Genomic DNA, 26,163 nt, shown 5'->3' with positions numbered 1-26,163 from the left:
CCGTGATATTGTGAGCATTAACCGAGAAGAATTAAAGCGCATCATTGACCATATACCTGAGCAGGACGCCATTGAAGTTGCCGATTTTATTGGATACCTGAACGTAAAACGAGAACGCGAAGCATTAAAAAATCTCAAACACGCCAGCCTGACCAACATGGAATTCTGGAATAATTCAGTGGACGATGAGGTTTGGAACAATGTATAGACAAGGAGATTGTACTGATCCCTTTTCCGTACAGTGACTTGTCTGCAACCAAACAGCGTCCCGTTCTTGTCTTGTCCGACACCAACTACAATAAAATGCAATCTGATCTTGTTGTAGCTGCGATTACTTCTACTGCCGCTGATCTTGATGAAGGGCTATTGCGCGCTACGTCTGCTGTCCGTGCGGATAAAATATATACGTTGTCGAATCAAAATGTTATTAAAAAATTCGGACACCTAAAATCTTCGCTCTTCACAGAGGTTAAACAGCAATTCATGCATCTGCTCGACGAATGAATTAAGAAGCAACAACAGCCTTTCACCGCTCTACTCAGTGGTGAAGGGCTGTTGTTGTGCGTAGTGATGACTTAGGGTTTAGGCGTCCCCCAATTATTGACCAGTCCGATGTAATGACACTACCGCTTCCGTATGTGTGGAAACAAGATATACGATTCCTCTTCCCCTTCAGGACCAAGTCTACCTTGAACAAAAGTGGAGACCCGCAGTAGAACACGTAAATGCGTATCTCAACTACATTTTATCCTCGTCACCTTAGTTTACACAGCATGAAGTTCACCGTAGATCGTGTCAGCAAGCAACGAGACATGCAAACAGCATAAAATAAAAATGCAATACTATGATATTGGAGTCGTCTGTAATTTTTCAAGCCAATGCAATATGAAATTGATTCACTTAACGAAAAACTATAATAACATATCTTCGGCAGGGTCAACTCTATACCAATGCTCTGAATATCGCTTACACTCTAATGCAGGAACCCTTTTTGTAGTTTCACGCTTTCTTCTACCATCACTGAACTGTACCTCTCTCCATTCCACTGGTTTATTAAAGTATTTCATCTCCCCCCCACATTGAGGACATTTCTCAATATGTATTTTCTCTAATGTCAATCTTTTACCATAACCACTGATTGCAAAATTAAAAAACAGAGGGTACCTCGTTTGACTTTTGGCAATTCTCCTAAGACTAAGAATAACCACAAATAAGATAATCAACATTGCAAATACTGTTAAATATATCCAGATTTCAAAACCTACTGATGCCTTCAGAGTTCCATTAAAAACATTCAGACCACTTTTTACTATTTTAATGCCAATAGGAAGCAACCCTCCAATTGCAATGGTAAAGCTAATCCACGTTAAAACAGCCATAGTAAATGGGCTTCGCCATGTTGGTACAGGCGTATATTTTGCCTCCTGATGATTAGTGTTTGATATGTTGTTAATGATATCTCCTGCAGCAATTTGTGTTGGTCCATTAAAATTTGTCTTTTCATTAAAATTATTTTGATTAAAATTTTTTTGGATTTTCCCCATATTTCCCTCACTTAGTTTTATTTATTTCTTTGAACTGTACTTCTTTGTTTTTATTTTGTGACCTGCTAAGTTTGGAAAAACCATCAGCCTTCCCAAAAGAGTTATGCAGATCTTTGGTTAATCTGTTCAATAATCCTAGGATGGATGTAGGAGTAACCTATAGCCCCATCTTCACTCTATTCGATGAGAGAACCAGTCATCAAGCGAGTGCAAACGTCCCGGTGGTCCTTCTGTTTATTCAATTATTTATTTAGAATGAGAACACACCCATGGTGCTAGAATTACTTCTATAGACTCAGCACAAAGTCCTGCAAAATATTACAAATTAATCTTTCAATTGCAAACGACGACGGAATTCGACCAGCCGACGATTAAATGGCTTTTCAAGAAACGGTGTATTTCAAGGAGAAGGTAAAGAACGTTACAAAATCGAAGCGAAGACCTGCGAACTCAGGCATCGGCACGGGTACGACGTAGCGTCGTCCTCGGGTCTAATAGGGATGCAAATACAAGGGGCAATGGCGATATTCGCGGTGAACTTGAAACGAATAATGAAGCTGGCAGACTAAGAACAAGGGAAAACGCTTTAAAAAAAGCGGCACCTTCCGGAAAATCTGGATCAGGTGCCGCTTTTTTATTCGCTTGATTCTTGGTCTCACCGAAAAATTGCTAGTTCTTCAGTGGCCTCATAAAAAAGATTGGGCTTTTAATATAGGTAAATGTGGCTCAGAGATATTTACTTTTTAATAAGCGACACACAGCACTCCACATGTGTCGGGTACACAAAGTCAACATATTATTTACAGGTTCCATCAGACTTAATATACTCCGCTAAAAAATCAAACGCCCGCGGAAATCTTTTTTTTCTCTTCTCTAGTTCATAGGGAATAAAAGCTTCGTCAGCAAAACACTTATCCAGGACATCTTCAACGAATTTATTTAATGCTTCGATTTTCTCTTTATCATTGCTGTTGAATCTTCTAAACTTTTTCGGCGCTATGAATATCTCAATGAGGGTATCAACCTTCAAGCCATCTTTCGTTTCAAAAAAAGAATCATCAATTGTTGCCGGAGGAGGATTATTCATAGTAATGGAAATCACTTGCTCAAGCTCTTTTTCAATTTTTAGCTGATTTAAAATGTCTCTCCTCATTTTAATTTCCCCATTTATTAAAGCTAATCCAAGCTGCTTGGGAAGATAGACTCTTTTTGAATCTATTCTAAAATCATGTATAAAACTTTCTTCATAAAGTTCATTTTTAACCATTTGAATCGAGTCCGTAAGTGGAGAATCAAAGATCATCGCACACTCTAGATAGGAGTATATATCAAAAGATAATTCTTGCGAGAATTTAGACCAAATGTGAACCATTTTATTTGTTTTAAGCTTTTTAATATTGCAAGTATATGGAAGACAGTATCCCCTATTTGATAATACGAGAGAGCCCTCTTCTTTTAGAGATCCTCCCCTTTGACCATCCTCATCCACAATATTTTCAGCCCTTAAAATAGGATGTCTGAAATATATTGTCTCACTCGTAAACTTTATTGTATTCAACTTTACCGTAATGAGCTTTGCCAGCATGTCTAAAATCAAACTTTGATATAATTCTTTTTCAAATGGAAGATTGCCCGTCCCATCTAACTTATCTCTGGTCAAATTTAGCGGCAGGGCCCCTTCATTATCCAATACCACAACTCCAGGCATATATTGCATTGAAGGGTAAGAATTATAAAAGGAATCACTCCTATATCCATCTGAAATGATTAATCCATTGCAGATTAAGCTTGGGTGAAAGTAATGGGTTTTATCGAAATTCCATAGGACCGAACCATATTTTTGGGTTTGAATTACTCTCCAATCCTTAACATCTATGACTGTATAGTATTTATTGAACCCTTCCCGATTCCAATCTTCCGGGAGCTCATAAAGGAAATTAGGTTCATTTAACACATACCATGCATACCATGCTGGTTCATCTGTAGGAGAGCGATAATTGCTCTCCACCTGATTCTTGAGTTCTGATAATACCTTTTCATTGATTTTGATTCTAATCGTCGTACCGGTAGCACGGGCAATTGAATTAACTTCAATTTGCGTATCGTCCAAACTCGCCATAAAAGAATACCCTTTGGGGGAGTCGATGTTCTTCGTCGTGACCTCAATTCGATCTCCTAGTAAAAACGCCGCTAATGCCCCTACACCAAATCGACCGCTTCGAGCTATTTGAGTGATTCCATCTTCTGTAAAACTCGTTTTCCAGTCATTATTATTCCTGTATGATGCCCCGGCTTTACAAAAATAGTTAACAATCACCTCGGCTGACATGCCAATTCCATTATCTTCAATTTGAAAATAATAATCGGAACCCGTTTGGAAGATAGAAACCTTGATTTCCGACGTGTAACCCCTCCTCTTTTTCCGTAATTTATAGAGGTGTTTCAGCTCATTACATGCATCCACGGCATTTTGAATAAGCTCTCTTACTCCATAACTAGGGTTCCCTCCATACAAAGGGGATACTAACAGCTTAATTACTTCTGGATCACTATCGAACCTTACCTTCTCAGGAAGATATGGTAGCGAATCGGCATACCACTTGTTTTCCAGATTTGAGCGTACTCTCCTTATCGAGATTTTCAATTGATTTAATTCTTGATATCTTCCGTAGGCTTCACCTAGAACCGCCCAACATACATCTAATTCATTTTGAATATCCATAAATAAAGCTCTTATTTTTAGAAATTCCACACTGTTGTTTGGTCTCACATTTACAAAAAGAGTCTCAGGATCTTCTTGATTCTGGTTGATGTCTTTGACCGCCTGATGCAAGCTCCATTCTAGTAACGAAATAGGGCTGGAGAATGAAGAATTTTGCATATAAAGAATCGGAGCACGATCAGAAGTAACATGAATGTAATCAGAAATCCTTAGAACAACCATGTGATAAATAACTTTAATACTGTATGGAGTTCTATAGTCATGATGCTTTTCTAATAGATAGGAAAATGTAGAACGTAGGTTCATTCCATGACTTCTTGCGATAAATCCGATAATATCCTTTATTTCATAAGGCAATCCCTCTGCAAAAGGCAAATAATCCTCGTTTGCCAATGGAAATCCAAATATAACAATCTCATGAGCCATTCTTGAATGATGACGTCGAATGAACTCTCCAATAAACTGTTTATCGAGCTTCGAATGTTCATTTCTATCTTGAGAAGGTTTCTTCACTACCAGTACTTTTTTACCAAAAATTCTTTGACGCTGTTCCTCACTCCACTTCTTAGATTCTTGAAGGTATTTACTCCACTCTTCCTCCCATGAATATTGATCGATTTCTTTGATTCGTTCTCTTTTATTATTTTGAATAAGCTTAGCAAAACCCTCAAAGGTAATGTGCATACCCAGATCGTGCGCTAAAATTGATAATATTAACACCACAATATCTCTAGCTCCTAGAAGATAAAGACTCTCGCCAATAAGATCTCTTGCGTTTGATAACACAGCTTCGATATGTGATGAGTCATGCTTCGTGTACTCTGGGAAAAACTCGAGCTTACTTTCTTTTATAACTAGCTCATATTGGGCGATCGTTGATCTTACGATTCCCGATAGATTCATATGTTCATCGAGAATATTCATGAATTCTTTTGGAATTATCACAATAACCCCTCCTCTCATATAGATGTATGCCCAACGAATGACTGCAATTCCCCATTTGCTTGACGATTAAATAATAAAAACAACCTTCCATCGCTGATCTATTCAGCGATGGAAGGTTGTTTCTGTACAAGTTGACAACAAAGGCTTAGGCACCCCTTGTTAATTGATTATCCAATATAAAGACACTACTGCTTCGATGTGCCCAGTATGAGGAAACATATCCACCGGCTGAACCTCCATCGTCCTATATCCCCCATCCTCAAGCAACCGCAAATCCCGAGCCAGAGTAGAAGGATTGCACGAAACGTAGACGATGCGCGTCGGCTTTAGCTCCAGCATCGTGGTAATCAGCGCAGGATCGCACCCTTTGCGAGGAGGGTCGACGACGATGACGTCTGGCGTAATGCCTGCCGCTTGCCAGCGAGGCATGACGACCTCGGACGCACCGACCTCGAACTCCACATTGTTCATCCCGTTGATCGCGGCGTTCCGGCGGGCGTCTTCGATCGCTTCCGGAACGATCTCGACTCCGAATACGCGATCCGCATGTCTTGCCAGGAACAGAGAGATCGTGCCGATGCCGCAGTAAGCGTCGATGACGGTCTCTCCCCCGGTCAGCGTCGCATATTCCACCGCTTTGCCATACAGACGGACCGTTTGCTCCGGGTTGACCTGAAAGAAAGACCGAGGAGAAATGGCGAACTGAATGCCGTCGATTTCGTCATAGATGACATCTTCGCCCCATAACGTACGAGTTTCATCGCCGAAGACGACCGATGTCTCTGCCGTCTGAATGTTCTGGCAGATGCTCGCGATCCCGGGCACCCGTTCTCGGATCAATTCAACAAGCTCCTGAGCGTGAGGGATATCGTACCCGTTGGTGACGAGAACGACCATGCGTTGGCCGGTCGTCCGCGCATGGCGCACGACGACATGCCGCAGCAGCCCGCGCCCCGTCGCGCGGTTATACGCGGGCACATCCAGCATGCGAGCGGCTTCCTTCACCGCCCGCACCGTCTCCTCGTTCTCTTCCTGCTGAATGAGGCACGAATCCATCTCGACGATATCGTGGCTGCCCATCTCGTAGAAGCCGCCGATCAGCCCGCCTTCGCCGTGGCCGATCGGAACCTGGGCTTTGTTGCGATAACGCCAAGGCTCGTCCATTCCGATCGTCGGATGCACGATAACGGCCGAATGACCGCCGGAAGAATTTTGCTTCGGACTTGCAGCGTCATCTCCCGAACGGCCGTCCACGGACTGCTCGACTCGCCTCCACGCTTGTCCGCCCCCTTCCCCGGCTACCTCCAGTTTCCCGATCCGTCGCAAATTATCGACAACGTGCTGCCGTTTCCACTTCAATTGCTCCTGGTAATCCAGATGCTGCAGCTGGCATCCGCCGCACGTGTCGTGGATCGGACAAGGAGGCTCGACTCTCCCGCCTGTTCCTCGATCCAGCAATTCCGTCATCCGGGCGCGGCCGAACGATTTGCCGATGCTCAGCACCTCCGCCCGTACCTGCTCCCCGGGCAGCGCGCCACGTACAAAAAGGGTATAGCCCTCTACTCGGCCTACCCCTTCTCCGTCATGCGTCAACCCCACAATGCCGCTCTCGATTCGCTGCCCAACCTGAACCGGAACGCCGGCCAGCGACGAAGGAGCGACCCGCGACCCGCCAGTTCTGTCACTGCGCTTTGCGGTACTATGATCCCTGCCACCAAGACCGTGTTTCCCTGCCGAGCCGCGATTCTTCGCGGACGCTCCGCTCTTTGATCTCAACGTCGCACCGTTCGCTTTATTTCTGCCGTCACTCATTGCGTGCGTCGACCCCCCGTTCCCTTTGCCGCCGCGCTCCGAATGAGTTTCGCTTCCTCTTCCCTTGCCCCCGCTCCTCATAGCTGAAGCGCCCGTCCCGCGCCATGCTTGCTGTAGGTGGACTCTCCGTGCTCATCCATGATGACGTTGAGATGCCCCGGCAGCAAATTAAACGAGCAGGGAAGCGTCCCCCCGAACTCGCCATCCACGTTCAGTTGCACGCGATCGCCCGAATCCACTTCAACCCGATTTGTTTGAAAATGGATAATATGCGGATCGTCCAAAATCTCTTCCCCGCGCAGCACGATCGTCGCCAAGCGGATAAACTCGGCCAGATTGCACTTGCGCAAGGCCAACACGTCGAATACGCCGTCGCTGGTGCTCGCATGCGGTGCCAGACGGTCGAAACCCGCCACGGAGTTGCTGTTGGCGATGAGGAACAGCATGAATTCCTCGTCGAACTCTCCGACTCCTTCGGCCTTGATTTGCATGCGGGTAGGGTGAAGACGCGTAATCTTCTCCAATCCCTTCATATAATAAGCGAGCTGTCCGACCATCGTCTTCAGCTTGCTTGGAACTTCGTATGTAAGCTCGGTCAGCGAACCGCCGCCGGCGATATTGATGAAATGCCGGTCGTTCGCCTGACCGACGTCGACCGGTTTCGTATACCGGCGCGTAATCAGATCGCAGGCTTCCTCCCATTTCCGCGGAATGCCGTGCGCGCGCGCGAAGTCGTTCGTCGTGCCGAGCGGAAGAATACCGAGCGAAGGTCGCTTTTCGCATACGGACAAGCCGTTTACGACCTCGTTCAAGGTACCGTCGCCGCCTGCGGAAATGATCATGTCAAAGCCGCGCTCGGCCGCCTCCACGGCAGCCCGAGCCGCGTCTCCCTTGCCCTCCGTCGCATGGCAGGACGTCTCCACGCCCCCCTTCTCCAAACGCTGCAGGATCGAGCTCAGCTTGCGTTTGGCTTCTTCCCGACCCGAGGTCGGGTTATAGATTAATCGTGCCCGAATGATATCCAACAGGATCCCCTCTCAATTTCTCTATCCTGATCACGCGCTCTGCTTCGCGTGTTGAATTCGTATCCTGAAGAAACTTCCCGCCCTTAGCGTCGTTCTTAGCGTTGCTCCAGCCACTCCCGAGTCTGCCGTACCACCCAAGCGGCTACGTTCGGATGCGGCATCAGCGCCGCGCCGTCGTAACGGCATGCTTCCAGTCCGCCGGAGCTTGCCAGATGGCGGGGAATAACCGTCTGCGTAAAATAGCCCTCGCTTAAGAAAAGCCCGACCACCAGAATTCGGCCGTCGGGGCGGTCGCGTCTTGCCGAAGCGATCCGTTCCTCTACTTGATTCGGCAGGAGCAGCGCGGCGTCCGCCGAGCGGTAACCGCCTTTTCGCGCAGTCCGCACCGCGATTCCGCCCAGCTCCCGCTCCCAGCTCTCGCGGAAGCCGGCCTCTTCGCTGCCATGGCCGATGAGCAGAACGCTCTCCTCGGAGGGCCTCTTCGAGAGCCTCTCCAATCTGTCCAGCACAATGCTTTCGATCTCCGGAGCTTCTCCCATCGGATGCCCGTAATCGATTCTCAGCCCGCCTAGCTCGAAAGGCTCCAGATCGGTCTCGGTGCGCGATTCCGGATAAGCGCCAAGCGCCCAGCCTATCTCGTTCACGTGAGTGCTCCCGGAAGAGACGAACAACGGAAGCGCCAACGCTTCCGTCACGCCTTCGGCAAGCAGCCGATCAATCCCGTCTTGAATGAGCCGCCCTTCCACCAACTCGAGGAATACGGCCTCTACAATGAATTCCGACCCCATCCGCGAACGGACGGAATCTATCGTCTCGTCCACCAGAGCAATCCAACCGCTCTCCCTGGAACCGTGACTGATGACCAGCAAGCCTCTCTTCTCCAAGAGCCTGCCCCTTTCTCGTTGCATTGCCTTTCTATTCATGCTAGCGAAACGTCAAGCCAATGTCAACGTGGCCCCATACTCCCGCCGCTCAAACAGTCCCTCTCAACCCCCGCAGTCATCCTTCAACCTCATTATGACCCCTTTAATCTCCCCGCACCGTAGACAGCGACACCCATGCCGGTTCGGCAAAATCCGGGGCGTTCTCGCCTTTCGGATTGCTGAGACGGAACAGATAACGGTCCCCCGCCTCCGACTCCCAGACGATGAAGTCTTTGACTCCGAACTCGCCGCTGGATTGAAGATACAGCTCCGCCTTCCCCAGCGGATGCTCGACCAGCTCGCCGCTGTGGTCGGAAGCGCCGCCGAGCTCCTTGAACTCCTGCTCGGCGGACGCGCGCAGCGTCTCCAAGTCGTCGTCCGCGGACAATTGCTCGATATCGACGTAATAATCGTCGGCGGCAGTCAACGACAGCCGCCCGGACGCCGCGTCAAAGTCAAAACCCTCGAACACGTACAGAGAGAAGCCCGCCCCCTGCTGCAGCTCGGCGGTCCGGGGCTGATAGCCCTCTCCCGTCATCAGCTCGAAGCTGGCGGTTTGCGGACGCTGCGTCGAAGAGCCCTGGTCCGAAGGCGCGGAAGATTCGGCTGTCGGCGGTGCCCCTTCGCCGCTCGGCGAGGGCAGCGGAGTCGACGTGCTGCCGATGGACGACGACGGCGAATAAGGCCGCTCGTTGTCTCCCGCACAAGCCGCAAGAACGCAAGCCGCGGCGACAATCGATAACATTTTAATGGAGCTGGTCGGACGAATCATTTCATTCTCTCCTTTTCCCTTTCATATTCATGCCGGTCCCTTTTTCGAACCCCATGCCTTCTATCTATATAAGCGCCTCCCGATCGAGTCAAACGGTTATGATGAAAATATAACGTTGATTTCATTTTACAGGAACAAGAACGTCGAAGATACTGCGGCTCATGCCCAATTGTATGAGAAAAACCGCCAGGGGAGCCCCCTGGCGGTCGGTAACCAAACTATGCGAGCTTGCCATCAAATCCAATCCTGCGAACCAATCTTCCGACTTAACGACTGGCCAAGTAAGCATCCAGCTGCTTTTGTTTCTCGGAAATGACGTCGTCCAGTCCGTTCTGCTTCAATTTGTTGTAATACTCGTCGACCTTGGCCGGATCGACGGCGCCGGTCTCGAGGCCCGGAGCGTATTGCGACTGCACGTTTTTGAGCGCGGCGACCTGCGTCTTGACCGGCTCCGAGTCGAACGTGAAGCCGAGCGCCGGAGAATTGATCGAGCCTTCGTTGAACCGCTGGAACTGCGCCCATTTGTCCGGAGCTTCCGTATCCCAGATATAGTTCAGGAACTGGTTGCCCAGCTGCCAGGCTGCAGCGCCGGCGATATAGTTCGGCTTGCCCGGAGCGTCGGACATCACTTCGCCGTTCAAGGTGTAGTGCTCGCCTTCGATACCGAAGTTGATCAGGTTGTTCAGATACTTATCCGTATAGAGCAGATCGATGAACATCATCGCGCGCTCCGGATTTTTCGACGTCGAGGAGATCGCGAGCATCGAGCCCGTCGTCTCGCCCGTGGAAGTCGTGATCGAGGTGATTCCGACTTGACCGACCTTGCCCGGCAGGTTCGCGGAGCCTGCCATCTCGGCGTCCTTACCCGGTTTCAGCGGAGACACGACCATGAATACGTTGCCTTTCTTCAGAGCGTCAGTCGGAGACAGCTGAGACGTCGCGGCGTCCGCGTTGACCAGCTTCTTCGTGAACATTTCGCGGGCGATGTTCAGATACTCTTTGTAGACCGGATATTCCATCTCCGCCTTGATCGTCGTGTCGGTGCCGTCCTTCAGAACGACGCCCTCCAGCTTCGTATCGCCGAAGAAATCGAATTTGTTCATATAGTGCGAGTTCAGGTTTTCCCCGTCCTTCACGTACAGCGGCGTCCAATCCGGCTTCTTCGCCTTCACTTCCTCGAGAATCGGAATCAGATCGGCCGGCGATTTGACCGCGTTGATCCGGTCCGTCAAGCCGAGCTCTTCGGCGATATCGGTCCGGTACAGAATGCCGCCCTGCTCCGCCATCTCCTTCAGAGCGGGAACGCCGTAGTTTTTACCGTTGATCTGCGCGCCGTCCAGAATCGACTGGGCGACGACGCTCTTAATGCCCTGCCCGTATTGATCCAGCAAGCCTTCGTTCAGCGGCAGGAAAGCGCCTTTGCCCACGTTCGTCGCGTGTCCGTTCCACGATGCGGTGAAAATAATGTCCATCGCTTCGCGTCCGGAAATATACAGGTTCATTTTCTGGTCGTATTGTCCCCAATCGAGCATCCGCATGTCCAGCGTAGCGTTGATCTTCGTCTTCAAATATTCGTTGATCTTCTCTTCGACCTTCTTCTCGTCCTTCGGAGGAGTGCCCGGGAAGTACAGCGACAATTCGACCGGCTCCAGCGAGCTGACGTCGATTCCTTCGGACGGTGCCGCGGATTCCGGCGACGCGGCCGAATCGGACGGAGCGGCCGACGGAGACGCGGAGGAAGCGGACGGCGATGCGGCGCCCTCGTTATTGTTGTTGCCGCCGCAGCCTGCAAGAACGATGGACAGCGTCAGGATTCCCGTGAGCGCCAGCGTCCAGGATTTGCTCTTTCTGAACATGGTGTTGCCTCCCTTTTCTTCATCATAGATTTATGCTCAACCGGCCGGTAAACCGGTAGAAGCCGATCCTGACTCTAACCTTTGACGGCGCCGACCGTTAATCCTTCCACGAAATAGCGTTGGAAGAACGGATAAGCGAATATAATCGGCCCGATTCCGACGACCGCCATCGCCATCCGCGCCGTCTCGCCCGGCATCGTGAAATTCGGATTGTTCGCGGCAAGGGCGGAATAGGCCGCGGCGTTCGCGCTGAGATACTGAATATCGAGCAGCGTCTTGTACATGCGGAACTGAATGCTGACGACCGACTCGGCATCGGTAATGAACAGCAGGCTCAGAAACCAGTCGTTCCAGTAGCTGAGCGTCGTGAACAGTCCGACCGTGGCGAGCACCGGCAGCGACAGCGGCAGCACGATCGTGAAGAAGATGCGCCACTCTCCCGCTCCGTCGATCTTCGCCGATTCGTACAGCTCCTTCGGAATTGAATTGGAGAAGAACGTCCGGATGAGCAGTACGAAAAATCCGCTTATAAAATAGGGCATCATGAGCACCAGCAGCGTGTTCTGAAGGTGAAGCCCCTGCGAATAGACCAGGTAGAACGGGACGAGCCCGCCGTTGAACAAGATCGTAAAGAACATGAAGAAGGAGAAAAAGTTCCGGTACGGATAATCCTTGCGCGAGATGGGGAACGCGTACAGCGCCATCATCGCCAGACTGACCAGCGTGCCGAGCACGGTCAGCAGAATGGAGAATCCGTACGATTTCACGATCGCCTGCCAATCCTTGAGCAGGAAGTCATAGGCGCCCAGGCTCCACTTTTCCGGGAACAGGCTGTAGCCGTTGATCAGAATCGTATTTTCATCCGTGAACGAGGCGATAATGACCACGATCAGCGGAAACACGCACAGAAACGTGTAGAGCCAGAAGAACGCGTTAATCGCGAAGTTGGCGCCGCCCGAGATTTGCTTGGACAGCTTAAGATTCGACGTTTTGACACTGGCCGCTTGTGACATGGGTAGACCCTCCTAATGCGCTGTAGCTTCTAGAACAAGGCATCGTCTTTGCTGATTTTGCGGATGACCAGGTTGGCCACGAACACCAGCGTGAATCCGACGACCGCCTGATACAGTCCTGCCGCCGACGACATTCCGATATCCCCCGCGTTGATGAAGCTCTGGTAGACGTACGTGTCGATAACGCGCGTCGTATCGTAGATCGCCCCGGCGTTGCGGGTCACTTGCCAGAACAAGCCGAAATCCGCGTTGAAAATTCTCCCGACCTGCAGCAGCACCATAACGATGATGACCGGACGGATGAGCGGGATCGTGATCGCCGTAATCTGCTTCCACTTCGACGCTCCGTCGATCGTCGCGGCCTCGTAATATTCGTCGTCGATGCCGATTATCGCCGCCATGAAGATAATCGCGTAATAGCCGATCCCCTTCCACGTATTGACGAGCGGCAGAATGAGCGGCCACCATTTCGGATCGCTGTACCACTCGACCGCGTTCGCGCCGAACAGCGGGAGAATGACCTTGTTCATCAGGCCCAGCTCGTTGTTCAGGAAAGCGTAGACCAGATAGCTGACGATAACCATCGAGAGGAAGAACGGAAGGAACATCGTCGTCTGATGAAACTTGGCCAGCAAGCGATTCCTCATCGAATTGAACATAATCGCGAACGCGATGCCGATCACGGTGTTCAGCACGATGAACGCGGCGTTGTACAGCACCGTGTTTCTCGTAATGAGCCAGGCGTCCGACGTCCTGAACAGAAATTCGAAGTTGAACAGGCCGACCCAAGGGCTGCGCAGGAAGCTCTCGAACAAGGTCTCTCCGGGCGCGAACTTGATGTTCTTGAAGGCGATCAGCGAGCCGATCATCGGGATGTAGTTGTTGATCAGCAGGAAGACGATCGTCGGGGCCATCATAATGTAGAAGGCGCCGAAGCGGCGTAGATGCCCCTGCTTCAACCTTGCCGGCTTCGTGCGAAGAACCGGTTGCTGCGGCGCGCTCGCGGCTGCGGAAGCTTGTTCCATTCCTATCACAATCCTTTATTCTTATTGACAGTCTTGGTCTGTGTCCTCATTTTATCGCGCGCCCGCCTTCCCCATCTATCTACTGGCATGACTTACATAGCACTTTCGTGACTTTTCGCCAAAACAATCAAAATCCCCCGGCCGACCGGCTCCGTCCTTAAGTGGAGAGGCGCCGGCCGGCGCGGGGGATGGCTATTTTCAACGCATGATCTGGTGCTTCTTGCGGTATTCCTGCGGGGTCAGCCCCGTCATCTTCTTGAACAGCTTCGCAAAATAGGAGAAGTGCACGTAGCCCAGGTCCTCCGCGATATGGCTGATCTTGTCGTTCGTCTCGGCCAGCAGCCGCTTGGCTCTCTCGATCCGGGACTGCGCAATGTAATCCGTCAGCGATAGCCCGGTCTCCTTCCGGAACAGACGCGATACGTACGCCGGATTGCGGAACACCGAGCGGGCGATGTCGTCGCGGTTCAGCTCCTTCTGCAGATTGTCCTGAATGAACGACTGCACCTTCGCGACGATGGCCGACGAATCCCTCGTCTTGTCCTGCAGCGCCTCCGCGCATTTGCGAACCGAGCGGACCGCCCATGCCTTCAGCGCTTGCGGCGACCTGACCGCCTGGGTGTCCGCCAGGTCCGGCGGATCAAGCGCCTCGTAGACCGACACGCCCGCGCGGAATGCCGCCTGATAGAGCAGATGAAGCAGCCCGTACCGGAACAGCTCCAGCGTCTCCCTTCCCGCGGCTTCCCGCGCGAACTGATCGGTCGCCGCCTCGATCGCCCGCACCAGCTCGTCCTGACGGCCGTTATCGAGCAGAATCCCCCACTCCAGGAAGGAGGGCAGAGCGACCGGCTGTCCTCCCGGCGATTCCCCGCCTTCGACGGCCGCGTCGATGACGGTCTGCGAAACGGTGACGTTAGAGCGCTCGAGCCGCAGCAGCCGCTCCACGGCGGCCGGCAGCTCGCCCAGGCGGACGGAGTCGCCAAGATAACAGGAGACGCGGCAGTGAAAATAAGCGTGACACGCCTGCACGAACTGCCGACAGCGTTCCAGCAGCGCTTGCCGGTCCGGCGCATCCGATTCGCCGAGATACAGCAGGCCCAGACTGTATTCTCCCGGGTCCTGCACGACCGTTCCTGGGCGTTCTCCCAGAATCGTCTCCGCCGCCGCCTTGCGAAGGGCGTACTCCATAATGCTCTCGTCCCGGGAATCCAGCTCGACGTCCCACTGCTCGACGCTGAGCAGAACCGGCAGCAGCCGTCCCTTCTCCGCCGTCAGCGGAATGTCGAGCTGCGCGAATTCCCGGTCGAGTCTTTCCGCCGAGAGGCCGATCCTTCCTTCGAGCAGCTCCCGCCAGAAGCGGTCGACCAGAATCGGCAGCTGGCTGACCCATTGGCGGCGGTAATCCTCCAGCTTTTTCTCGAAGTCGGCCTGCTCCCTCCGGCGCAGAACCTCCTCGATGGCCCTCGCGACGATTCCCTTCAGCACGTCGTGGTCGATCGGCTTCAGCACGTAATCGAAGCAGCCCATATGCAGCGCCTCCTGCGCATACTCGAACCGGGCGTGCCCCGTCAGGAACACGGTCAGCGTCTGCGGGCTCGCTTCGCGAATGTAGCGGAGCAGCTCCAGCCCGTTGGCCTCGGGCATTTCGATATCGGAGATAAGCAGATCGACCGCCTGCCGTTCGATGTGGCGTCTGGCCTCGGCGACGCTCTCCGCCTCGAGAATCGCGCCGATCGGCAGGTCGCTCCAGTCGATCCCCCGGGTAATGCCCTTTAACGCGTACAGCTCGTCGTCAACGACCAGCATCGTCAGCATCGGACTTCTCCTCCTTCGCCGCGGCGGCGCTCTTTTCCTCAAATTCGATTTCGAACGAACGGTCCCGCTCCCTCGGCAGCCTCACCAGCACATTGGCTCCCCCTTTTTCCCCATTGCCGAACGAGATCCCGCCTTTGCCCCCGTACAGCATCTTGAACCGGCGCAGAACGTTCCAGATGCCCAGATGATTGACCGGCGATTGACCGGCGCTGGCCTCGACGTTTAACTCCGCGAGCATCGTCTCCGGAAACCCCGCTCCGTTATCCTCGATCGAGAGCAGCGCGTAATTCCGCGGCTCCTCGGCGTCCTCCCGGCAGCGAATGTCGATCCGGAACGGAGTTCCGTCCTGCGGACGCTTGTTCAAGCCGTGAATGACGCAGTTCTCGATAAAAGGCTGGAGCATCAGCGGGGAAATCTCCCAGCCCATATATTCCTGTGGCACGTCAATCGTATATTCCAGCTTGTTGACATAGCGGATTTTCTGAATCTCGAGATAATGCTCGATATGGCGAATTTCGTCCTCGAGCCGGACGACGGTCCGATGCCCGAGCATCAGAAACCGGAAATAATCGGCCAAGTGCAGCGACAGCTTCTGCACCGTCTTGAAATCCTTCAGCGCGGCCAGATTGTAAATAATATTCAGGCTGTTCATATAGAAATGAGGGTTGATCTGGATTTGCAGATGCTTGTACTCCGCCCGCTGCAGCCGCAGCTGCTCCTCGTAGACGTCAATCTTCAGACTCTCGATCTGCTCGGCCATCTTGTTGAACGTCCCCGTCACAAAGCTGAATTCGCTGCTGTCCGCGAGCGCCGGCAGGCGCGTGTCGAATTGCCCTTGCCCCAGCTTGCGCATGCCGCGGATCAGCCGCACGAACGGCTGGAACATGACGCGCTGCAGAAACAGCAGATAGATCGACAGAATGACCGCCAGCGACAGCGGCATCCAGAAATTGAGCACCTTTTGGAAAAAGGGGAGGTTCTTCAGAATATACGATTCCTTCATCATCAGCGAGTAGCGGACATCGGCGTATTGGGACGGCTGGGACAGCACGATATAGGACTCCCCGTTGTAGACGAGCCCCGTCTTGACCCCGGTCAGCTCCTTGAGCCCGGCCATGAATCCCGCATCCTTCAGCGGCGCGTAGTCGACATCCACGATAACGCTTCCATAGGCGTCAAGCAGAAAAGTCGCTCCATCCTGTCCCACATCGAAGTTGTTCATGACGCTTTGCAGCGCCTCCGCTTGAATCAGCGCTCCCGAGATCGTCTTCAGGCCAAGGTCGTGCGTCTTCATCAGGAACGTCTGACCGGCTATTCTCGTCAAGCCCCACCGGCGCTCCTGGTCGGGAATGCCCTTGGGCGCGTTCTCCTTCGCCCAAGCGGACAGCACGTCCAGCTTCTCCAGCGAATTGTAGACGTACTGCGTTGCATAGACGAGCTCTCCGGACTTATCCGAATAGACGAAGAACGTATCGATCAGCGAGCTGTAGAAGATCGTGTCGGTCGCCAGCTTCTCGCGCAGCCGGGTTTTGGACAGCGTATACTCGTCGCTGGACGTCTCCAGCAGCGGCAAAGCCTGCACCTCCGGCTCCCGCTCCAGATTGATCAAGTAATGATAATAGTCGAGCATGCTCTTGTCGTTGTTGCGCACGTATTCGGCCAGCAAAATGTTGTAATGCGACGAGATTTGCTCCTTAACGACGCGTATCGCATACAGATTGTTATAGATAACGAAAACAATGATCGGCAGCAGCACCAGAAAAAAGCCGACGACGATCTTGAAGCGGACGGACTGCCAGAAGCGCATAGGAATCCCCCGATTGTGCCGATGCGTAATAGAATCAAGCTGCCTCTAGCATAGCTTACTTTTTTTGGAGATAGCAAGAAAAAAAGCGACACCCGGCTCCGGTTCTCCGGAAGGTGTCGCATTCGTATCGACTATCGCCGATATATCGCGTATTCATGCCAAGCGTCAGTTTCTCTGCTCGGCCCCGTCGTTGCCAAAGCGCCCAAGCCGCTCCAGAGCAAGCTTGTACCCGTCGTTGCCGTAGTTCAGGCAGCGCTTGACGCGCGAGATCGTCGCCGTGCTCGCTCCCGTCTCCGTCTCGATCTGATTGTATGTATGGCCTTTGCCGAGCATGCGCGCCACCTCAAGTCTCTGCGACAGCGACTGAATCTCGTTTACCGTGCACAGATCGTCAAAAAAAATATAGCACTCCTCCACGCTCTTCAAGGTGAGGATCGCTTCGAACAGTTGATCTATCGAATTATCGTTCAGCTTCTTCAGTTGCATGCGCTCTCATCCTTTCCTCGATCCGATGGGCTGGACGACGGCCGGGCCGCCGGTCGACTGACGCGGCACATCGCACTGGCGCAGCACCTCGCGATCGCGCCTGGTTCCATTGTACTGCGTAGCGTCCGACAGTTCAAGCGTTACCGTATTCACGCATTACAGAGGTAAAAGGTTCGAGCGCGGCCGGAAGAACAAGGAAATTCGCCGAGGGCAGGCATTCGTCCACTCCAAAGGCTCCAGCCCGGCATAGTCTATCTTGAAGAAAGGGTGTGATCCTGTGAACGATCCGCATTCTCCCTCTCTGCACAGCTGGACTCCGAATCCCGGACAGGGCAGCTTCCCCGGCATCGATGGCGGGTTCTCCGGCCCTCCGGCCGTCATAGATGAAACGGCCTTTCCCGTACAAGCGGCCGCTCCCGCGACGAAAAGCTCCCTCCCCTTCAACCTTTCCAACCTTGGCGATCTGAAAGCGGTGTTCGATCGTATGGGCGGGGTCGAAGGAGTGCTATCGACGATGGGGAAGGTTCAGAAATTCATGTCCACGATGCAGCAGATGGCTCCCATGATCAAACTGTTCATGGGCAAGGGAGGCAAAGCCGCCACGGCCAACGCGGGGAAGGGCTCCTCCCGCAGGCGGACGAACAGGCGGCCTCCACCGCGCGGACGGACGCGCAGGCGGAAGCCGGCCAAGCGTCGTTAACATCAGAAGAGGCTAACTCCCGGTCGACCGCAGGCGGGATTAGCCTCTTCTTCTTTTTCTTCCTTATCGTCCCCGCTCGTATTCGAGAAAAGGATCGGGAATGCGGATCACATGGGCTTCCGCATCGCTTACGCCGGTATACAAGGAGGCGGTGCCGTCCTCGTGCCGGACCAGCCCGCCGCTGAAGATGACGTCCTGCAAATCCGGGCGCTTGGCCGGACCGTCCGGGAACATCGCCCTCGTGGCGATAAGCTTGATCGGCGTACAGCGGCGGTTATCGGGATTAAAGACGAACACCATCGGATAATAATGTCGAATGTTGAATTCTTCCATCCAGGCGATATGGCCGAGCACGCCGATCATTCCGTCCTTCAGCGGATGAGCTTCGTTGGCTCCGCCCCATTCGTCCGGAAGAAACTGATGACGCAGCAGCTCGGCCCCTTCTATCGCCTCTTCCGTCAGATCGTCCAGCGTCGCGATCTCGGTGTAGCCGATCAAGGCGCGGGCGCCGTCGACCATCATCGGCCGGGTGAACACTCCGATGCGGCCGTTCTCCCGTTCGATCAGGCGAATATCCTTCATGGTCAGCGGCCCCTTGGCAAAAGGGACAAGCCCGCTAACGGAGTAACCGCGATAAAAGACGGTTCGCCAGGACGTCACGTAATGCGGATCGTCTCCGTCGAAGTACACCTCGACCCCGCCGAACACCAGCTCGTCGCCCACGAAGGTGACGAACGGGTCCTGCAGCGCAAAGACGGGAGCTCCGTTGCGGGGAACCCATCGGCCCTGGCGTTCGACGAAGAACATGACCTCGGACGATTCCTTGTCCCGAGCCTCTACGCGACCGGCGATAACCGGCTCGCCCTGATCGATGAACGGGGCGCATATGTTATACACATCGCGATCGCCGACCCCGGAGAAGATCAGCCTCTCCCCGGCGAACGCCGGGTTCTCCGCGAGAAATTCCTTCAACAATTCGACAGTCGGCTTCGCCTGTTCCGTGTATGCAAGCATGGAGAGTCCCTCCTGTCTGGACAGAGAAGAGATGATAGCTTCTTTATTCCAGTGTAGTATTTTCGAGCGTTCCGGTTTGGGTGATGCCGCGCCTATTTTTTCGACGATCTCCGCTTAATGCATGAATAAGGCTACCACATAATAGATGAGGGCCGCCAGTACGGAGACGATCGGAATCGTAATCAGCCATGTCAGTACGATGCGCCCGGCCATGCTCCATTTGACGCTGGAGAACTTCTTCGCCGAGCCGACGCCCAGAATCGACGAAGTAATCGCATGCGTCGTGCTGACCGGAAAATGGGTCAACGTCGCCCCGAGAATGACGGAAGCGGAAGCCAGATCGGCGGAGAAGCCGTTGATCGGTCCGATCTTGAAGATTTTCGTCCCCATTGTCTTGATGATCTTCCATCCGCCAAGCGAGGTCCCGAGCGCCATCGAGAAGGCCGCCGACAGCTTAACCCAGAGCGCGATCTCCAGATCGGACTGGATGTTCGCCGCCACGAGCGCCATCGTAATAATGCCCATCGCCTTCTGCGCGTCGTTCGTGCCGTGCGTGAACGACTGGAACGCCGCCGTCATCACTTGTCCGCCCCGAAAAACTTTGTTGACATGATGAGGACTGGAATTGGCAAACACGTGCTTTAACAGGAACATGATGGCGAAACCCAGGGCAAAGGCGATAAAAGGAGAAAGAATAAGCCCCTGCAGAATCGAAGAAAAGCCCGAGTAGTTGATGCCGCTCCAGCCTTCGGATGCGACCGCCGCTCCGGCCAGCGCTCCGATCAGCGCATGGGAAGATGACGAAGGAATGCCCAGCCACCACGTAATCAGGTTCCAGACGATGGCCGCGATCAGGGTGGCGATGACGACCGTCAGCCCGTGCTCGAGCTGGAACGGATCGGTGATCTTGCCCCCGATCGTCTTGGCGACCCCCGTGAAGCTTATGGCGCCGACCAGGTTCATGACGGAGGCCAGAAGGATCGCCCGCCGGGGCGTCAGGGCACGCGTCGATACGGACGTCGCGATCGCGTTGGCGGTATCGTGAAACCCGTTGATGAAATCGAATCCAAGAGCCAGCACGACGATAAAAATAACGGTCAGTAAAGTATAATCCATGATATTCTAATCCGTCCCCGCTTGCGCCGATCAAGAATTGCGCATAATGATGGATTGAAGCGTATTCGCGACATCCTCGCACGAATCGGTCGTCTGTTCCAGCCGTTCGTATATTTCTTTATGCTTGATGAGCTCGATCGGGTCGGTAGCGTTCATGAACAGATTTTTGATGCCCTGACGCATCAGATCGTCGCCCTCGTTCTCCAGCTCGTTCAGATTGACGCAATGCGGCTGAATCGCGAGCAGCTTCTTCTGGCTGAGCAGATAGATCGCCGATTTGATCTCTTGCGCGCTCCGTTTCAGGCAATCGCCAAACTTCCGAATATACGGATCGGCCTTCGTAATCTGGTACATCTCGAAGCGGGAGGCGCAAGCCTCGATGCCGTCCAGCACGTCGTCCAGTTTCTTGATCAGCTCCATAATATCTTCCCGCTCGATCGGCGTAATGAAGGTTTTGTTAAGCTCGGTAAGAATAATGTGCGTGCATTTGTCTCCCCTGTGCTCGAACTCCTTCATTTCCCTTGCGAATGCGGTAACGTCAGGAAAGTCTCCGTTGACCGCGGCCGTGAAATGCTCGACCGTCTCTACGATGATATCCGACATTTCCTCCAGCGTCTTAAAAAAAATGTCTTTTTTCCGAAACACGGATAGCCCTTCTTTCCCCTGTATGTACCTAACCGAGTTTACGCTCCGTTGATTTTGGGTTAACGATGCGTTAACTTAATTATTTTATCACATGGCGGACAGGCATGGTACAGCTTACTTTCGACACTTTATGTTTTTTTCATTCTTTTTTTCAAGTTTCGACGCGTCTTCTCCGCTTCGACTTCACCGGGCCGACTTGCTCCTTGATCAAGGACGCAGCCAGAAGGAGCAGAGGGAGGACAATTATGAACAGGGAAGCGAACGGCGTCCATAACGTGGCGAGGAAATTCTGGACATATACGACATTCGTGTAGCACATCAGCGCGATCACGACCAGGCCGATGGCCAATGGCCAGACGAGGGCCCGCTCCTCGACGCGGAAGAGCTGGGCCATCCCGAGCACCGACGCATGGAACGTCACCGTCACCTTCATGAAAATCGACAGCACCCAGATCAGCATCAGCAGCCCCTCCATCCTCTGCATGAAGTTGCCGATCGAAATATTTTTGGCCATGATGTATGTGGGGAACTGGTTGTTGGCCACCTGGATGCTGTCCAGCACGCCGATGCTCCCGACGGTCGTCACGACCAGCACGAGACCGCCGATCATCGCCCCTGTCAGGAACGCCCGCCCTCTTCCTTTTCCCCTTCGCACGTAAGGGTACACCATCATCAGCACGACGAGCTCCTGCAGCGAAAAGAAGGAGAATGCCCCTTTCGCCAGAGAACCGATCCCGGTTTCCATGACGGGCTGCAATCTTCCGATCTCGAATTTCGGGGCAAGCGCGGCCACCAGCAGCACCAGCAGCAGCAGAAACCAGGGAAAGAAGATGTCCGCGGCTCTTACATAGGCGCCGACTCCGGAGAGCACCGCGATCACGACCGTAAGCACGAACAGCAGCTGCAAAATCTCGATCGGCGTATCCACCATCGTCTGCGTCGTGCAGAAATAGCCCAGATCCCCGACCATCAGCGCCGCAAGGAAGTAACAGAACAGCGCGAACAGAAGACCCGGAATTTTGCCGACCCACGGTCCCAGAAGCTCTTCGCAGCAGCCGACGATCGTCCGGTCGGGATGCCGCCGTCCCAGCCAGACGTACAGCCAGACCAGCAGCAGATCGACGCAGACGCCCATAATGCAGGCAACCCAGGCATCCTGCTTGGCGTTCTGGGCCAAGGCGTTGGGCGTAATCAGGATCGAGGTTCCTATCATGAAAAAGATAACGAGGATCGTAAACGATCTCTTGCTGATAAACGGGACGATCGTGTTCACGCCTGCTCTTCCTTTCTTATTCGAACATGGAATAGACCAGCTTCCCGTAAGGACCGAGAACGACGGCTATCCACCGCAAAGGGTTGGGCAGCGCCGCGTTCATGGCCTCCGTGGCCCACAGCGCCGTGACGGCGAGCATAAGCGACGCGTAAGTCCACAGCTCCTTGCGCTTGCCCACCCTGCGCCAGTGCCGGATCTCCCATATGGACAAGGCGGCTGCCCCCGCGACGATTCCGATAACGGCCCACATCGCTACCCGCTCCCTTTCGTCTGATGCGACACGGATTGCTGGGTTGTTCCAATCCTTCGAGTGATCGTATCGACGTTTACATTGACCTCGATCTTCTTGAACACCTCGTCCCAATCCTTGATGCGATTCCACGCCTTGGGCTGCTGCCTATGCACATACGTCCCGAAGCCGAAAATATCGCTCCCCAGCTCCTGCTGGGCGACCCGCACCGTCGATTCGATCAGACCGGTAATCTTGCGGTCCCCTTCCTGATTGATCTGGTCGATCGAAGACGTCTGGGCCAGGTCGATATCGCATTCCACCCCTGCGATGTCCTGCTCCACGCGAACGTGCACATTGATGACGGGAAGCTCGCCGGACATGCCGACGCGAATTCTCGATTCGGTTCGCACGACGTTAAGGGACACTTTGCCTCCCCGGGGACATTCCACGAACCCGAGCGTCTTGTCCACCGAATTGTGCACATAATTGACGGCTTTCGTCTCGTTCTCTCCGATCCAGCCGATCATGCGGTCCTCCCGGAACACCGCCGAGCCGTAATACACCATGTTCGAGCGCGGGGAAATATCTCTCGTGTTGGAGATGCTCCCGTGACCGTCGGTCATTCCTTGAATGACGACGCCGGTCAGAATCGCGCTTTGTCCCCTTTTCGTAATGTCGACAATCAATTCGTTCAAGGTGATCTTGCCCGTCGCGGCCCACATCTGGTCGGACAGCGCCAGCTTCGTATAGAGATTGTTCGCGGGGATCGGGTCCATCGCACTGTAAGTTTTCAATACCTTCGAGGCCGTCGTGTCCTTGGCGACGACCAGGTAAAAATCGTTGCGCATCTCCGGTTCCCTGGATATGAAATCGAGGGGCTTGCGCAGGCCGATCCGGGCCTGCTCTTCTCCGAAGACGATCATGCGCAGATGGGAGAAATAGAGGCGGCGGGGAGACAGCACCGTCATCCGCCGCAGCGCTTCGGGCAGCGTCGCGCCCGTGGATTCGAACGTCACGACGGGGGCTTGGCCGATCATCTTCTCGTTGGCGGTGACCGCTCCGGGATTGACGATCTGAACCGTAACCCGATACCGGCCTTCTTCGTTGTCGACGCCCAGTCCAACGACGATGGCCAGCTCGTTCAGCTCGTGCTTGCTCCAGCAGCCGGCCAGCAGCCCGCATACGACGAGGAGAACGGACAGGGCGCTCGCGGTCTTGTACAAGTTGGACCTCCCCTTACTTTTGGCGAACGAGGTTGCGTTTCTGAATCTCCTCCGGCCTTCTTTTCATCCAGGACAGGGGGACCCGCAGCAGCGTATCCTTCTGCTCCGACAGGTTCAGCGGCGCCATCGGAGACATGTACGGCACCCCGAACGATTGCATCGAGCAGAGCCGAACGACGATGACGATCGTGCCGAGGAACAAGCCGAACAGTCCGAACGTCGCCGCCAGCCCCATCAGGAAAAACCGCGTGATTCTGGCCGCAATGCCCAGATTAAAGGCCGGCATCACGAAGTTGGAGATCGCCGTAATCGAGACGACGATAACCATGGCCGCCGTCACGAGCCCGGCCTGCACGGCGGCTTGTCCGATGACGAGCGTGCCCACGATCGAGATCGACTGTCCGATTGTTCGGGGCATCCGCACGCTGGCCTCGCGGATAATCTCGAAGGTGATCTCCATCAGCAGCGCCTCTACGAACGCCGGGAAAGGGACCCCTTCCCGCTGGCTCGCCAGATTGTACAGCAGCGTCGTCGGCAGCAGCTCCTGATGGAAGGTCGTGATCGCGATATAGGCCGAAGGAGTGAGCAGCGTCAGGAAAAACGCCAACACCCTCAGCATGCGGATCAGGCTGGAAAATATCGGTCCCTGATAATAATCCTCGCTGGATTGGAAAAACTGCACGAACAGCGCGGGAACGACAAGCGCGAAGGGAGTTCCGTCTACCAGGATCGCCACCCTGCCCTCCATGATCTGCGCCGCCACGACGTCCGGCCTTTCGGAGTTGAACACGGTGGGAAACAGCGCAAGCTTCCGGTCGACGATCCGCTCTTCGATAAAATTGCTTTCGAGTATGCTGTCCGTGTCGATCTTGTCCAGCTTCTCGCGCAGCTCGGTCAGCACTTCCAGCGAGACGAGGCCCTCGATGTATGCCAGCACGACTTCCGTCTTCGTTACTTGACCGATCGTCCTTTTTTCGAACCATAGACGAGGATTCTTGATTTTTCTGCGGATCATCGCCGTATTCCAGCTCAGCACCTCCGTAAAGCCTTCCCGCGGCCCCCGCACGACCGCCTGAACGGTGGGCTCCTCCACGCCTCTCGCTTTCGGTTTTCTGGTGCCGACCGCCAACGCGACCGCGCTCCCCTTGAGCAGCAGAATGCTGTCCCCGGACAGCAGATGCTCGTACAGCTCGGGGAATGTGCCGATTCGGTCGACGCTTGCCTCGCCGATGACGCTATCCGTCAAATAATCCAGCATGTCGGCAGCTCCGAATACCCCGTGCGCGGGCGGCACGTTCTCCCGCAGCAGAGAATCGAGCATCGCCTGGGAGTCCGCCAAGCCGTCTGTGAACAGAATGGCCGCCTCTAAGCTCTCGGTTCCGGGAAACGCCAGCTTTATGCTTCTCCGCCTGATATCCGGGCTGTTCCCCGTGTCCTTGCTCAGCCTTTCGATATTGAGTTCCAGCTCCTCGTAGAGGCGATCTTCCTCCCCTGTCCCCGACTGATTCTCCGTGTCCCCGCTCTTGAGCCGATCCTTCTCGCCTCTTCCCGATTGATCCTCGGTGTCCCCGCTCTTGAGCTGATCCATCTCGCCTCTTCCCGACTGATCCTCCGTGTCCCCGCTCTTGAGCTGATCCATCTCGCCTCTTCCCGACTGATCCTCCGCATTTCCGTTCTTGAGCCGTCTCCTCTCGTCCCTCCTTGACCGGTCCGTCACTGGTACGCCCCCCTTCCTCTGTCTCGCTCGTATCGATTACCCGTTAGCATAAACTCGAAAGCACCAGATTATTCCTCCGGGCCTTTTCACGCGGCGATAACCGATTCTGTAGAACATTGGCGGCCCGGATGGGGCTTTTTACGCGGCGATAACCGATTCTGTAGAACATCGGCGGCCCGGATGGGGCTTTTTACGCGGCGATAACCGATTCTGTAGAACATCGGCGGCCCGGATGGCGCTTTTTACGCGGCGATAGCCGATTCTGTAGAACATCGGCAGCCCGGATGGAGCTTTTCACGCGGCGATAACCGACTCTGTAGAACATCGGCGGCCCGGATGGAGCTTTTAAGCTTTCAATTGGGGATATTGAGGAGGAGTCGAGAGAGGAAGAGGAGTTGAGGTGTTGAGGTGTTGAGGTGTTGAGGTGTTGAGGTGTTGAGGTGTTGAGGTGTTGAGGTGTTGAGGTGTTGAGGTGTTGAGGTGTTGAGGTGTTGAGGT

General features: G+C 53.8%; 23 protein-coding genes and 1 pseudogene. 4 read left to right on the top strand and 20 right to left on the bottom strand.

The features are described from left to right. On the top strand, positions 1–208 hold a 208-nt coding region (locus ACFFT4_RS27215; protein WP_378052204.1), incomplete at its 5' end, for a DUF2281 domain-containing protein. Then, a complete protein-coding gene (locus tag ACFFT4_RS27210; RefSeq protein WP_378052202.1) occupies positions 193–504 on the top strand; it encodes a type II toxin-antitoxin system PemK/MazF family toxin in 312 nt (103 codons plus the stop codon). The genes ACFFT4_RS27215 and ACFFT4_RS27210, both read left to right, overlap by 16 nt. A 407-nt stretch (positions 505–911) precedes the next feature. Here the strand turns inward: ACFFT4_RS27210 and ACFFT4_RS27205 are convergent, their stop codons facing one another. Beyond that, positions 912–1,544, bottom strand: a complete 633-nt coding sequence (locus ACFFT4_RS27205; protein WP_378052200.1) for a hypothetical protein — start codon at positions 1,542–1,544, stop codon at positions 912–914. 378 nt (positions 1,545–1,922) lie between these two features. Here ACFFT4_RS27205 and ACFFT4_RS27200 point away from each other — a divergent pair. Next, a pseudogene (locus ACFFT4_RS27200) lies at positions 1,923–2,113 on the top strand (IS5/IS1182 family transposase); the annotation flags it as partial. Positions 2,114–2,340: 227 nt separating this feature from the next. Here the strand turns inward: ACFFT4_RS27200 and ACFFT4_RS27195 are convergent. The 11 genes from ACFFT4_RS27195 to ACFFT4_RS27145 all read right to left on the bottom strand — a co-directional run bounded on the left by ACFFT4_RS27195 (position 2,341) and on the right by ACFFT4_RS27145 (position 17,745). After that, positions 2,341–5,211 carry an HD domain-containing protein gene (locus ACFFT4_RS27195; RefSeq protein ID WP_378052198.1) on the bottom strand — a complete coding sequence of 957 codons (2,871 nt, stop codon included), beginning with the start codon at positions 5,209–5,211 and terminating at the stop codon, positions 2,341–2,343. A gap of 159 nt (positions 5,212–5,370) precedes the next feature. After that, positions 5,371–7,104, bottom strand: a complete 1,734-nt coding sequence (gene rlmD / locus ACFFT4_RS27190) for a 23S rRNA (uracil(1939)-C(5))-methyltransferase RlmD (RefSeq protein ID WP_378052196.1) — start codon at positions 7,102–7,104, stop codon at positions 5,371–5,373. Next, entirely contained in the window at positions 7,101–8,048 is a 948-nt protein-coding gene (locus ACFFT4_RS27185) for a diacylglycerol kinase (RefSeq protein ID WP_378052195.1), read from the bottom strand. Before ACFFT4_RS27185 ends, rlmD begins: the two co-directional genes overlap by 4 nt. Before the next feature lie 95 nt (positions 8,049–8,143). Continuing rightward, positions 8,144–8,932 carry a sirohydrochlorin chelatase gene (locus ACFFT4_RS27180; RefSeq protein WP_378052193.1) on the bottom strand — a complete coding sequence of 263 codons (789 nt, stop codon included), beginning with the start codon at positions 8,930–8,932 and terminating at the stop codon, positions 8,144–8,146. Between the two features lie 142 nt (positions 8,933–9,074). Beyond that, entirely contained in the window at positions 9,075–9,743 is a 669-nt protein-coding gene (locus ACFFT4_RS27175; protein ID WP_378052192.1) for a DUF8580 domain-containing lipoprotein, read from the bottom strand. Between the two features lie 266 nt (positions 9,744–10,009). Continuing rightward, the gene (locus ACFFT4_RS27170; RefSeq protein WP_378052191.1) at positions 10,010–11,599 is read right to left on the bottom strand and encodes an ABC transporter substrate-binding protein; all 1,590 of its coding nucleotides are present in this window, start codon (positions 11,597–11,599) and stop codon (positions 10,010–10,012) included. Positions 11,600–11,673: 74 nt separating this feature from the next. Further along, complete coding sequence (locus ACFFT4_RS27165; protein ID WP_378052190.1) at positions 11,674–12,612, bottom strand: carbohydrate ABC transporter permease; 939 nt, start codon at positions 12,610–12,612, stop codon at positions 11,674–11,676. Between the two features lie 29 nt (positions 12,613–12,641). Continuing rightward, positions 12,642–13,637, bottom strand: coding sequence for an ABC transporter permease (locus tag ACFFT4_RS27160; protein WP_378052188.1), 996 nt, complete (start codon positions 13,635–13,637; stop codon positions 12,642–12,644). Between the two features lie 198 nt (positions 13,638–13,835). Next, on the bottom strand, positions 13,836–15,452 hold the full coding sequence (locus tag ACFFT4_RS27155; RefSeq protein WP_378052187.1) for a helix-turn-helix domain-containing protein: 1,617 nt from the start codon (positions 15,450–15,452) through the stop codon (positions 13,836–13,838). After that, positions 15,430–17,259, bottom strand: a complete 1,830-nt coding sequence (locus ACFFT4_RS27150; RefSeq protein WP_378052186.1) for a sensor histidine kinase — start codon at positions 17,257–17,259, stop codon at positions 15,430–15,432. Before ACFFT4_RS27150 ends, ACFFT4_RS27155 begins: the two co-directional genes overlap by 23 nt. 165 nt (positions 17,260–17,424) lie before the next feature. Then, positions 17,425–17,745 carry a YerC/YecD family TrpR-related protein gene (locus ACFFT4_RS27145; RefSeq protein ID WP_378052184.1) on the bottom strand — a complete coding sequence of 107 codons (321 nt, stop codon included), beginning with the start codon at positions 17,743–17,745 and terminating at the stop codon, positions 17,425–17,427. Between the two features lie 277 nt (positions 17,746–18,022). Between ACFFT4_RS27145 and ACFFT4_RS27140 the strand changes: the two genes are divergently transcribed. After that, on the top strand, positions 18,023–18,445 hold the full coding sequence (locus tag ACFFT4_RS27140; protein WP_378052183.1) for an aminotransferase: 423 nt from the start codon (positions 18,023–18,025) through the stop codon (positions 18,443–18,445). 63 nt (positions 18,446–18,508) lie between these two features. On the opposite strand, the gene ACFFT4_RS27135 is transcribed toward ACFFT4_RS27140, so the two are convergent. The 8 genes from ACFFT4_RS27135 to ACFFT4_RS27100 form a co-directional block, all read right to left on the bottom strand. Further along, complete coding sequence (locus tag ACFFT4_RS27135) at positions 18,509–19,459, bottom strand: DUF1861 family protein (protein WP_378052182.1); 951 nt, start codon at positions 19,457–19,459, stop codon at positions 18,509–18,511. 114 nt (positions 19,460–19,573) lie between these two features. Beyond that, positions 19,574–20,575 (bottom strand): inorganic phosphate transporter, encoded by a 1,002-nt coding sequence (locus ACFFT4_RS27130; protein ID WP_378052181.1) that lies wholly within the window; start codon positions 20,573–20,575, stop codon positions 19,574–19,576. A 30-nt stretch (positions 20,576–20,605) separates the two neighbouring features. Continuing rightward, positions 20,606–21,220 (bottom strand): DUF47 domain-containing protein, encoded by a 615-nt coding sequence (locus ACFFT4_RS27125; RefSeq protein WP_378052180.1) that lies wholly within the window; start codon positions 21,218–21,220, stop codon positions 20,606–20,608. Between the two features lie 151 nt (positions 21,221–21,371). Further along, positions 21,372–22,493, bottom strand: coding sequence for a GerAB/ArcD/ProY family transporter (locus tag ACFFT4_RS27120; protein ID WP_378052179.1), 1,122 nt, complete (start codon positions 22,491–22,493; stop codon positions 21,372–21,374). A gap of 16 nt (positions 22,494–22,509) precedes the next feature. Beyond that, positions 22,510–22,743: a hypothetical protein gene (locus ACFFT4_RS27115; protein ID WP_378052178.1), complete on the bottom strand. Its 234-nt coding sequence runs from the start codon at positions 22,741–22,743 to the stop codon at positions 22,510–22,512. 2 nt (positions 22,744–22,745) lie between these two features. Further along, positions 22,746–23,948, bottom strand: coding sequence for a Ger(x)C family spore germination protein (locus ACFFT4_RS27110; RefSeq protein ID WP_378052177.1), 1,203 nt, complete (start codon positions 23,946–23,948; stop codon positions 22,746–22,748). A gap of 13 nt (positions 23,949–23,961) precedes the next feature. Beyond that, a complete protein-coding gene (locus ACFFT4_RS27105) occupies positions 23,962–25,536 on the bottom strand; it encodes a spore germination protein (RefSeq protein ID WP_378052399.1) in 1,575 nt (524 codons plus the stop codon). Positions 25,537–25,855: 319 nt separating this feature from the next. Then, positions 25,856–26,163, bottom strand: a 308-nt coding sequence (locus tag ACFFT4_RS27100; RefSeq protein ID WP_378052176.1) for a hypothetical protein, incomplete at its 5' end; no start/stop codon positions are given.

Origin of the sequence: Cohnella cellulosilytica, from assembly GCF_042431195.1 — a bacterium.
GTDB classification, from domain to species: domain Bacteria; phylum Bacillota; class Bacilli; order Paenibacillales; family Paenibacillaceae; genus Cohnella; species Cohnella cellulosilytica.
This window is presented reverse-complemented; position numbering and strand designations above follow the sequence as displayed.